This window comes from Caldicoprobacter sp. (genome assembly GCF_047459465.1).
Lineage (GTDB): Bacteria > Bacillota > Clostridia > Caldicoprobacterales > Caldicoprobacteraceae > Caldicoprobacter.
Window position 1 is genome coordinate 1 of record NZ_VSCO01000062.1, and the last position, 9,970, is coordinate 9,970.

General features: G+C 44.6%; 11 protein-coding genes and 1 pseudogene. 3 read left to right on the forward strand and 9 right to left on the reverse strand.

The window, feature by feature from the left end; genetic code table 11:
- A pseudogene (locus FWJ59_RS05445) lies at window positions 1-363 on the forward strand (hypothetical protein); the annotation flags it as partial.
- Between the two features lie 51 nt (window positions 364-414).
- Here the strand turns inward: FWJ59_RS05445 and FWJ59_RS05450 are convergent.
- On the reverse strand, window positions 415-1,665 hold the full coding sequence (locus FWJ59_RS05450) for a S8 family peptidase (protein WP_414480966.1): 1,251 nt from the start codon (window positions 1,663-1,665) through the stop codon (window positions 415-417).
- Window positions 1,666-1,760: 95 nt separating this feature from the next.
- The gene (locus tag FWJ59_RS05455; protein ID WP_414480967.1) at window positions 1,761-1,979 is read right to left on the reverse strand and encodes a hypothetical protein; all 219 of its coding nucleotides are present in this window, start codon (window positions 1,977-1,979) and stop codon (window positions 1,761-1,763) included.
- 318 nt (window positions 1,980-2,297) lie between these two features.
- Between FWJ59_RS05455 and FWJ59_RS05460 the strand changes: the two genes are divergently transcribed.
- Window positions 2,298-3,338 carry a hypothetical protein gene (locus tag FWJ59_RS05460; RefSeq protein ID WP_414480968.1) on the forward strand — a complete coding sequence of 347 codons (1,041 nt, stop codon included), beginning with the start codon at window positions 2,298-2,300 and terminating at the stop codon, window positions 3,336-3,338.
- A 38-nt stretch (window positions 3,339-3,376) separates the two neighbouring features.
- On the opposite strand, the gene FWJ59_RS05465 is transcribed toward FWJ59_RS05460, so the two are convergent.
- From FWJ59_RS05465 to FWJ59_RS05490, 6 genes are all read right to left on the reverse strand, one after another.
- Window positions 3,377-3,907 (reverse strand): ECF transporter S component, encoded by a 531-nt coding sequence (locus FWJ59_RS05465; protein WP_414480969.1) that lies wholly within the window; start codon window positions 3,905-3,907, stop codon window positions 3,377-3,379.
- A 17-nt stretch (window positions 3,908-3,924) separates the two neighbouring features.
- Window positions 3,925-4,185 carry a TM1266 family iron-only hydrogenase system putative regulator gene (locus FWJ59_RS05470; RefSeq protein ID WP_414480970.1) on the reverse strand — a complete coding sequence of 87 codons (261 nt, stop codon included), beginning with the start codon at window positions 4,183-4,185 and terminating at the stop codon, window positions 3,925-3,927.
- A 44-nt stretch (window positions 4,186-4,229) separates the two neighbouring features.
- Window positions 4,230-5,915, reverse strand: a complete 1,686-nt coding sequence (locus tag FWJ59_RS05475; RefSeq protein ID WP_414480971.1) for an MASE3 domain-containing protein — start codon at window positions 5,913-5,915, stop codon at window positions 4,230-4,232.
- A gap of 176 nt (window positions 5,916-6,091) precedes the next feature.
- On the reverse strand, window positions 6,092-6,355 hold the full coding sequence (locus FWJ59_RS05480; protein WP_414480972.1) for a hypothetical protein: 264 nt from the start codon (window positions 6,353-6,355) through the stop codon (window positions 6,092-6,094).
- A 419-nt stretch (window positions 6,356-6,774) separates the two neighbouring features.
- A complete protein-coding gene (locus FWJ59_RS05485; RefSeq protein ID WP_414480973.1) occupies window positions 6,775-7,038 on the reverse strand; it encodes an HPr family phosphocarrier protein in 264 nt (87 codons plus the stop codon).
- A 159-nt stretch (window positions 7,039-7,197) separates the two neighbouring features.
- A complete protein-coding gene (locus tag FWJ59_RS05490; RefSeq protein ID WP_414480974.1) occupies window positions 7,198-7,719 on the reverse strand; it encodes a hypothetical protein in 522 nt (173 codons plus the stop codon).
- A gap of 234 nt (window positions 7,720-7,953) precedes the next feature.
- Here FWJ59_RS05490 and FWJ59_RS05495 point away from each other — a divergent pair, with 234 nt between their 5' ends.
- Window positions 7,954-9,327, forward strand: a complete 1,374-nt coding sequence (locus tag FWJ59_RS05495; protein ID WP_414480976.1) for a glycine--tRNA ligase — start codon at window positions 7,954-7,956, stop codon at window positions 9,325-9,327.
- A 75-nt stretch (window positions 9,328-9,402) separates the two neighbouring features.
- On the opposite strand, the gene FWJ59_RS05500 is transcribed toward FWJ59_RS05495, so the two are convergent.
- A partial coding sequence (locus FWJ59_RS05500; protein ID WP_414480975.1) for an endo-1,4-beta-xylanase occupies window positions 9,403-9,970 on the reverse strand: 568 nt, incomplete at its 5' end.

A 9,970-nucleotide genomic window follows, 5' to 3' on the forward strand; every position in this document is an offset into this window, starting at 1 on the left:
GATCTGGCTCCTTTACTGGTCCTTGTCTACGGTGGTTACCAAGCTATCCATCAGCAGCTTTCTCCGGGAGACCTGGCCGCAGCCTATGCCTTCTTGGAGCGAATTTACGGGCCTTTGCGCCGTTTGGTCAACTCCTCCACCACCTTGACCCAGGCCATCGCTTCCATGGATCGGGTCTTTGAATTAATGGATGAAAAGTATGATATTGCAACTCGAGGCGCTCTTCATTGCGCTCCCATGGCTCATCAAACCATAGGCACATTAAAACAGGGAGCGGTACGCTTCAGCCCAGGCATTTTCAACACCATGGATCAAGTAGTACAGTGCATAAGGGCTCTCGAGCAGCTTAGCCTCCTAAAATAGCACCAATAAGAAAAACCCTCGCAAGCCGATAGTCTGCAAGGGTTTTTCTATCTATTGACCAATTATGCTTTTGACATCCACCAACCCTCTGCCCTGAGCGTATATATTCCTATCTATGGTCCTAGCGTATTTCATGATCAGGGTCTTTACCTTATCGGGCGTATACTCGGGATGGGCTTCAAAGATAAGGGCCGCAATGCCAGCTACTATGGGCGCCGCCACCGACGTTCCTGACATGGTGGTGTACGCCTTCCCCAATGAATAAAGCCTTGGCCCTCCGGTATAGCTACGGTCAGCGTTTAAAGACACGACATTGACCCCGGGCGCCACCACATCGGGCTTGGGTATATTGCCATGGGCCGGACCGCGGCTTGAAAATTCTGCCACCACATCATCGCTTATATCAACCGTTCGCTTATCGTCTACCGCTCCTACCGTCATGATGCTGGGACTTATTCCCGGAGTGGTGATGGTTCCCCTCTTTGGCCCCGAATTGCCGGCCGCAGCAGTCACAAAAATGCCCTGTTTCCAGAGCTGAGTGACCGCCACTACAAGGGGGTCATTATTCATAGCCCCTGAAGCTTTGGAACCAAGGGATAGGCACACCACCTTTATATTATATTTATCCTTGTTATCTGCTACCCATTGCAGGCCGGCAACTATCTTTGAAGCGCTGCCTTCCCCATCCTTGTTCATGGCTTTAATAGCAATTACGTTGGCCTCGGGCGCTACCCCTGCATATTTCCCGCCCGAAGAATAGCCGTTTCCGGCCGCCACCCCTGCAACAAACGTGCCATGCCCGTTATCGTCGTAAGGATCCTTTCTGTTGTTGACAAAATCCTTAAAAGCTATGATCCTATTTTTGGGTCTTATCAAATCAGGATGCGGATAAACGCCGGTATCGATGATGGCAATGCCTATATTTTTTCCGGTATATCCCTTTAAATTTACATCCCGGGCTCCCACCTCTTGCGTGGCTATATTTAAAAGCGAATTTATATCCACATCATCAGTAACATATCTTATGGATTCAACTTGTGCGACCTTCTCCAGCATGGCCCGCGGGATTTCAACTGCATAGGCATTGATGAAAGGAAACTCATATACTATGGTTATGCCCATCTTTCGCAAGCATTCCCTGCAAATAGGACCTTGCTCTTCTTTAGAAAATACAATGGCCGATACCTTACCGTCAGTACTCAAGGTCTGAACCTTTTTAATGAGCCTGCGGTCGATCTTTTCTTCCATTTTACTTGCCCTATCCAGAAAAGGAAACAGTAGCATTCCCATCAGGAGATTCAAAACCTATTCCCCCCTTCACTTGCATTTGGTATATCTTATGTATACCCTCTGCAAGTTGTTAAGGGGGACCTGTGAAGTTTTCTCTGTTTAATGGCTTACAGTTCCCTGAGCAATCTCTCCAGCTTTTTTCTCTGCTGTGGATCCAGCATTGGCGTAATGGCCCTTATCATGCCTATGGCCTTTTCACGGGAAATGCCGCCTTTGCCCGATTTGATCATATCAGCTATCTCGCGTATCAGCTCATCTTCCGATTTGCCCTGCATGCTTTGAACCATCTGAAGCAATCTTTTCATATCTTGGTTTCCTATATTCATCAAAACACCACCTCTTAAAACTTAATGTCGTTCTAATACATAAATTATTCAAAAACTCCCATATTGCTACTTAAGTCCAATGCACAATTTATACAAATCAGCATATTATGGTAGAGAAAAATATAAGGGATGGTGAGCCATTTATGTCTCACGAGGCGCTCAAAGGAAGCTTCAAGGGTGCCAATATGTTATTTTTCTTTATGGCACTAACGCTCCTATGGGATGTACATTTTGAAATAAATCATCTGCTTTTCTTCTTTATATTCCTGGTATTGATATCCGAGGTATAACATGGTATAGAGAGCAAGGAGGAATTCTATGGAAAGGAAATACCTTTCTACCCCGGTACCTTCAACGACAGCAACCCGTAAAACGAGGCAACCAAATAACCAATTTCCGCAGGAACGGCCACCCGATAAGGCTAAACCATCGCCACCTGCAACCATGGATTCATCTATAGGAGGTTGGTCAGCCGCTCCTAAAAAAATTTACGGCTTCCTGACGCACCCTGTAAATCCGCTGCCGCTGTTTTTCATCTTCATCATGATCAGGATACTGGCCTCAGACATACATAACAAAAACAGAGCGTTCTCCATCCACGACCTGAGGAATTCCATCAGCCAGGCGATATATAATCCTGAAACCATAAACATGCTTATGGCCGCAAGCCCGTATCTGGACGTGCCAGAGCAGGAAGGGTTATACACCATTATAGGCATACTGGAGGCCATTCAAATACTCAACGGCATTCGGGAAGGAAGCTACCAAGCTCAACGCATGCAACAAATCCCCGTTCTGGGATTGGAAAACGAAAACAAGGGTTTGGGAATAATCAAGGCACTAAAAGACTACATGCCTGAAAGCAGCCGATCCTTTATCGATAGTGCTATACAGCTCCACGAGTCGATCGAAAAGCTTATAAACAACATTAAGATATACAGAAACAACCTGAAAATAGCAGGCAATCGCAAGCCCAACCCCATAGAAGACCTGGGCGAAATCATAAAAGTCATAAAACCCATCTTACCCGATGAGCAACAAAGCAAATTGGAGAGGCTTCAAAAGGTCATTCAGATTGCTCAGGTAATGGATCTGGACGAAAGGATAATAAAAAATAGAGAAATAAACGCCAATAAAAAGGACGATAAAGATAGTTCGGTGCAAGGCCAGCCAGAAAAAAACGACATCACAACGGATGCAACCGATCATGACGACGGTAAAGACCAATACCCGTCACAAAAAGGAACGGATTACAGCAATGCCCAACAAACTGCATCAAATGACGAGCAAAGCCAATCTCTCGAAATGCTCATTAAGCTTATACAGCTATTGACGCAACCTTCAGCTAAAACGCAATAGAAAAAGGGCCTGTCCCCAGGCCCCTCTTTTTTGGCATTTCAGCGGCGCTTCAAAGCTTTTTCCAGCACAGGCAGTACCATTAACGCCAACATACCCCCTACCGATGCGGTAACCAGCTGTGGCCAGCTAAACTTCAAAGTCAGCAATTCTTTTGCCGGCAGCGGCATATCGGGCATAAATAGCGGTATGGCCACATGCACTACCATTATATACAAAACCAAGAATTTGCACATTGCCCCCGCAGCCAGAGCCAGGTATTTATTCTTTCTGTAAAGAAGCGCTACTAAAACGACAAGGGCAGCATTGCCCAACGCCACAAACGGCACCATGACAGGATTTGGAAGCACGCTTTGTAGGAAGGCTACCACTGGCGTCAAAATGGCAACCATGAGCCCTCCCTCAACCCCTACCGTTATCGCTGCAACAATCAAACAAAAATTCACCAGCGACCCAATTACATACTGATCTACCAGGCTGGGTATGGGCAAAAACAGCCTCAGCGATTGAAGCAGCACTGCCAAAGCCAGCAGTATAGCAGTCCTAACGACGAAATCAACTTTTTTATTCATGACAACCACTTCCCACCTCAATCACAAAATTTTTTTGGGGTTAAGGCGCTTTTAACGGTAACCCCTTTTAGGTTCCCAAGCTTTCCGGTAAACGCTCCTATGTCATCGGTGGTACCTTCCACTATGAGGGCAATCACAGAAATGCCCCTTTCCCTATAAGGGATTCCCATTCTGCCTACGATGATATGCGAATACTCCCTTATATAGTCGTTTACCCGCTGACCAACCTCCTTAGGGTTATCTACCACGATTCCAATTACCCCAATCCTACTTTCCATGGCTTTCACCTCCACCGGCTCCATTGTTGAAAAACGCGCAAAAATTATATATCATCCTTACATACCTTTACAACCAGAACGGTAACGTCATCCAGCATCCTCTTATCCCCTAAAAGGGTGTGATAAGCATCGATTATCTCATCGCATATCTCCTGTGCCGAGACCCCCTTCAATCCTTTTAAGAATTCTACTAATTTATCCTGTGAAAAGAGTTCGGGCTGTGCCGGGTCTATCTCTATAAGCCCATCTGTATAGAATACAAGGCTGTCCCCGGGTTCCAGATGCACCGTAGTGCTTTTGTAAAACGGCTTAAAATAAGGAGCAAATTTGCAAATGGGGAATCCATCAGCCTGCAGCACCTCAACCTGGCCATCGGCCCTGATAATAAGGGGATTGGTGTTCATGCCAGCCGACGCATAGGTAAACTTTCTAGTGACCACATTGTAAATGCCATATAGCATCACCACATATATCTCATCGGGGAAGGGCATCTCGTTATAGGTATGGTAGCAATTCATCAACACGCCTCTGGGGGTAAACACCTTCTGGCGTCCATCATCATACACCTTTTTAAAATTTATATTTTGATTGATAAACACATTGATCATGGCAGCAGACACGCCGTGTCCCGCCACATCCCCTATGAGAATGCCCACCCTCTCATCATCCAGCTTGAAAATGTTGTAGAAATCGCCGCCCACGTTTTCACAAGGCATATACCTGGCCGCAAATTTCAAACCCTTTACGCTGGGGAAGGTGGTGGGCAAAAGCGCCAGCAAGATATTCCGGGCATACTCGAGGTTTTTCATCAGGTTTTGATTGGCCGCGGTGATTTCGGCGGTCCTTTGAGCTACCAGCTGCTCCAGATTGTTTATATAAACGCTCAGCTGGCTTTCAGCGTTCCTCAATTCCTGATATGGCTTTTGTACGTTTTGCACAAATAGGGCCCTGAACAAAAGATAATATGCTATGATCTTGTATATGTGCCCTAAAAAATTATAGGTATCGTAGACATCGGTATATTGCGTAAAGGCCATAGCGCTAAAAACGCTAAATACCAACCCCTTTATTATGAGCACATATCCCTTATCCTTACAACCTCCATTTATATAAGCCACCAGAAATATGACAGCAGTTACTAGCTGGGTGAAAATGGTCAAATATTCCAGATATACCTTAAGGGGCGTCAGACCCTTACCTTCGACATACAGCGGCGGCAAATCATCAATATGATAGTTGACCACTAAGAGCAAAAAAATCGAATACGCCACCGTGGCTAAAACCCATAATCCCTCACGGCTTCTCACTTTCCTATCGACAGGCACCAAGCTGGATGCCAGCATACCAAATGACATGGTTAGACGTGCTAATACCCAAAATGAGGTGGCCTTTTCGGCCGAGGATTCAGTTAAAAATACCGGCATTCCCTTATAGGAAAGGGTATGAAATAGGTCAAGTAGCGATACCGCCAGAAAGGTGCAGGCAATTACCACAGACCTTAAACGGTTGGTTTCCTCAAATGTATAAAAAGTAACTGCAAATACAGTAAAGGACATTACAATGCTAGACAGCTCTAAAAAAATATGCCATGTTAAAAAAAAATTGGACGGAAAGATGGTGTAAAAAAAATCATCGCACCAAGCGAGTACAACAAACAAAATCACCGACACCGATATTATGTAAACTATACCGGTGAACTCCTTTTTTAACTTCAAAGCCAATTGAACCATAATATTTACATTTGCCCCCAACCCTACTTAATTTCCCTTCAACCAATTCATTAGAGGTTTTACTTCTGATCCTTTATCCTGTCAGCCTACCAAAATATTACCATTTAAAATCATATTTCTATTATACTCGTCATTTGTCATAAAGTCCATACCGCCTTCCCTCGTTTTTATGGGCTTTACAGATAAATCTGCTTATCGGTCTTCCCTTCCAGTTTACCTATCCCATATCCCAATGAAAAGCTCTGCATCATGCTTCCTGCAATGATGGCAACCAATAATTCCATGCTTTCCTTATCCAGGCCTACATCGGCCTTCCTCATAAATTCCCTCATCTTGTCCCTTGCCAGATCCATAATGGCCTGGCGCGTACCGCTGTACTGCTTATCCAATTTTTTGTTTCCTTCCCTAGTATATTGCCTCAACATCTCATCCGCCCTCATGCCAATCAAAACCCCTTTTGCTTTATTATGGTATTTCCCCCTTTCAATAGTTCCCTAATTTTTCAGTTTTATACTCTAGGCAGCTTTAATTTATTTTTCAAAAACCGACAAAAAAGGCCTGTGAAAAACCATTTTCACAAGCCCAAAGGGGTTTCTAAAGAATGCTATTTTAATGCAAACGCATCGTTTTGTCCGGTATTAATTGCTTTGTCGGGTATTATTAAAAGTATATCTTAATATCGCCATGCGTCTTTCAAACTTAATGAATGTACATTGTAATTTGCTTATAGAAAGATTGTTCAAATTGCTGAAAAGCACGATGAGAACTAAAAGAAGTGCCAAAAACTCTTCCTGTCCTCTGCAACAGGCTCTATTTGAACAAGATCTTTAAAGCAAAAACGCAATGTTTGTAGTGATAGTTACTCTTCGAAATTGTTGGTTATGAGCTTAGTAATACCGCATAAAGCTTCTGCCTCATCCGGCCCTACAACCTGGACTTTGAATTTACAGCCCTTATAAATGCCCAACGACAGAATTGAAAGTAAGCTCTTGCCGTTGCCTACCTTTCCATCTTTTATGACAAAAACATCTGATTTATAGCTATTGGCAACCTTTATAAACTTGGCAGCAGGTCGAGCATGAAGGCCCATTTCGTTTTCAACAACAAAGTCTTTTTCCAGCATGTTGCCCCCTCTTCCCGATCCCATTCTTCCCGATCCCTATCTAACATTTTAATACAAAAAATTAATAAAGTTCCTAAACATATGGATATCCAAAAAATATTCTTGTCCTATATTGTACTGCAATTTGACATAAAATACAATGCCAATGTTACCATAAAATTAAAATTTGCATTTCAGCAGATATTCTACAATGGCTCTTAACCTGCTGAGCTCCCCAAAAGCTTGACGGTCAATTCTGCCTTCTTCTAGGAAATCCTTGAGCCCACTGCATATATTGCTATACGCAAAACTGATGGTCTTTTCAAATCCATCTACGGTAACCTTCAGCACAAGGTTCATATCTGGATACATCTCAATACCAGGGATAAAGTCCTTCGGATAGCTCGACTGCAACTCCCCTACCTTAAGTTTGTTTATAATATGATCTAATACCTGCTTGACCTGCTTCTGAGTAAGATAGCCGCTCTCCACTTTATCTTCAAAAGGATCTCTTCTGACACGCACTCTCCCATTGCCGTAAAGTTCAAACATTGGTTGAGAGCTTCCAGTTTCTTGTATATAGATGATCATATTTTCAGGAGACGAGCTATAGGAGATCTCTATACCAGACGCACACCCTTCCAGAAGAGCTGTCAAAGCCAGCATTGCCATTAATGCGATAAAAGGTACTGCCCCTTTCAATACCCCTCACCTCGACCCTTTTAATCTCTAAATTCTAGACGGTATCGAAGTTAAAAAGTTTCGCCTACAGCCTCATTGCCTCGTACAGCATAAAAAATGACAGCTGTTGCAACTGTATCCATAGTATGATATTATTTTGATAACCGCGAAAAATGGCAGATTGATTACATTAAAACGGGTTATAAGCCAAATCCAAGGACGAGGAGGTATACATAAGTGGCAACACAGGATAAGATGGACAAGATTGTGGCCCTATGCAAAAATAGAGGCTTCATCTATCCCGGCTCGGAGATATACGGCGGGCTGGCCAACACATGGGATTACGGCCCTTTAGGAGTAGAGCTTAAAAACAACATAAAAAGAGCCTGGTGGAAGAAATTCATTCAGGAAAACCCTTACAACGTCGGCGTCGATACAGCCATCCTCATGAATCCCCGTACATGGCTGGCCTCTGGCCATCTGGAGAGGTTCAATGACCCCTTGATGGACTGCAAAGAATGCAAGGCCCGCTTCCGCGCTGACAAGCTGATTGAAGATTACATGGTAGCGCAGGGCGTATCCAACCCTTCGGTGGCCGGATGGAGCGACCAGCAGATGGAAAATTACATAAGGGAGCATCAAATCCCCTGCCCCGAATGCGGCAAACACAACTTCACCTCGATACGGTACTTTAACCTTATGTTCAAGACCTTTCAGGGCGTCACCGAAGATTCCAAATCTGAACTGTATCTAAGGCCCGAAACGGCACAGGGCATATTCGTAAACTTCAAGAACGTGCTCAGGACATCAAGAAAGAAAATTCCTTTTGGGATTGGGCAAATAGGTAAAGCCTTCCGCAATGAGATCACCCCTGGCAACTTCATCTTCCGAACCAGGGAATTTGAACAGATGGAGCTGGAATTCTTCTGCAAACCGGGAGAAGACATGGAGTGGTTCCAATACTGGAAGGATTTCTGCAGAAAATGGCTCATCGACCTGGGTATGAAGGAAGAGGACATTCGCTTCAGAGATCACTCACCGGAGGAACTATCCCATTACAGCACAGCCACCACCGATATAGAATACCGTTTCCCTTTCGGCTGGGGGGAAGTCTGGGGCATAGCCAATAGAACCGATTTCGACCTGAAGCAACACGCCCTCTATTCAGGCGAAAACTTCAATTACCTTGATCCAACCACCAACGAGCAATACATCCCCTATTGTATAGAACCTTCGGTAGGCGTTGACCGCATAATGCTGGCTTTCTTATGCAACGCCTATGACGAGGAACAGCTGGAAGACGGAGATGTAAGGACGGTGCTGAGGCTGCATCCCGCTTTGGCTCCATTCAAAGCAGCGGTGCTTCCGCTTGTGAAAAAGCTGCGCGAACCAGCACAGCAGCTGTACCTTGACCTGCTCAAGAAGTTCATGGTGGACTACGACGAAACCGGTAGCATTGGCAGGCGGTACAGGCGGCAGGATGAAATCGGAACTCCGTTCTGCATCACCGTGGACTTCGATACCCTGGAGGATAACACAGTTACAATTAGAGACAGAGATACCATGGAGCAGATAAGGATCAAGATAGATGAGATAGAAGATTATCTGGATGAGAAAATCCAGTTTTAAGAAATCAGCCGGGCTTCACGCCCGGCTGATTTTTATTTTAGACATTTAGACAGCAGAAAGCCTTTTGGTACCGACCTACTCTACTACAGATAGGACGCTATAAAAGGCGGGCTTGGGCTGCAGCTTGCCATCAAACAGACGCGAATAGTTCTTGTCGTTTTTGTAAAAGAGGTATTCGTCCATCAAGCCAAACACGGTTACGCTGGTAATGTTTGCATTTCCACCGCTGGCAGTATCCATCTCCTTTAATACGGTAAACACTTCCCTGTAGCGCTCGGCCTGCTTTTTCATGGATTGCTCGCTCTTATCGTTGCTGCTTATAGTGAGCTCGGTAATATGTATCTCCAACCCCAGCTTGGCAAACTCAGAGAGGGCTGTCTTGAAGCAATCCGGACCTCTCGTTATGCCAGGATATGTCAGGTTCATGTAGCCCTGCATGCCAATCCCGTCAATCAGTCCCTTTTCCTTGAGATACGATACCAGCTTGATGATGCATTCTGTCTTCTTAGGTTGAAACGTATTGTAATCGTTGTAGAAAAGCTTCACATCGGGCGCTGCGTATTTCCTGGCATATTCAAATGCCTTTTCAACATACTCCACGCCTATCACTTTATACCACAGGTTATCCTTGTTTCCATCATAT

What these genes read in the sequence shown, in the direction of transcription:
- FWJ59_RS05455 (WP_414480967.1), bottom strand. Translation starts at nt 1,979, where the DNA reads ATGAATATAGGAAACCAAGATATGAAAAGATTGCTTCAGATGGTTCAA.
- FWJ59_RS05460 (WP_414480968.1), top strand. Translation starts at nt 2,298, where the DNA reads ATGGAAAGGAAATACCTTTCTACCCCGGTACCTTCAACGACAGCAACC.
- FWJ59_RS05465 (WP_414480969.1), bottom strand. Translation starts at nt 3,907, where the DNA reads ATGAATAAAAAAGTTGATTTCGTCGTTAGGACTGCTATACTGCTGGCT.
- FWJ59_RS05470 (WP_414480970.1), bottom strand. Translation starts at nt 4,185, where the DNA reads ATGGAAAGTAGGATTGGGGTAATTGGAATCGTGGTAGATAACCCTAAG.
- FWJ59_RS05475 (WP_414480971.1), bottom strand. Translation starts at nt 5,915, where the DNA reads ATGGTTCAATTGGCTTTGAAGTTAAAAAAGGAGTTCACCGGTATAGTT.
- FWJ59_RS05480 (WP_414480972.1), bottom strand. Translation starts at nt 6,355, where the DNA reads ATGAGGGCGGATGAGATGTTGAGGCAATATACTAGGGAAGGAAACAAA.
- FWJ59_RS05485 (WP_414480973.1), bottom strand. Translation starts at nt 7,038, where the DNA reads ATGCTGGAAAAAGACTTTGTTGTTGAAAACGAAATGGGCCTTCATGCT.
- FWJ59_RS05495 (WP_414480976.1), top strand. Translation starts at nt 7,954, where the DNA reads ATGGACAAGATTGTGGCCCTATGCAAAAATAGAGGCTTCATCTATCCC.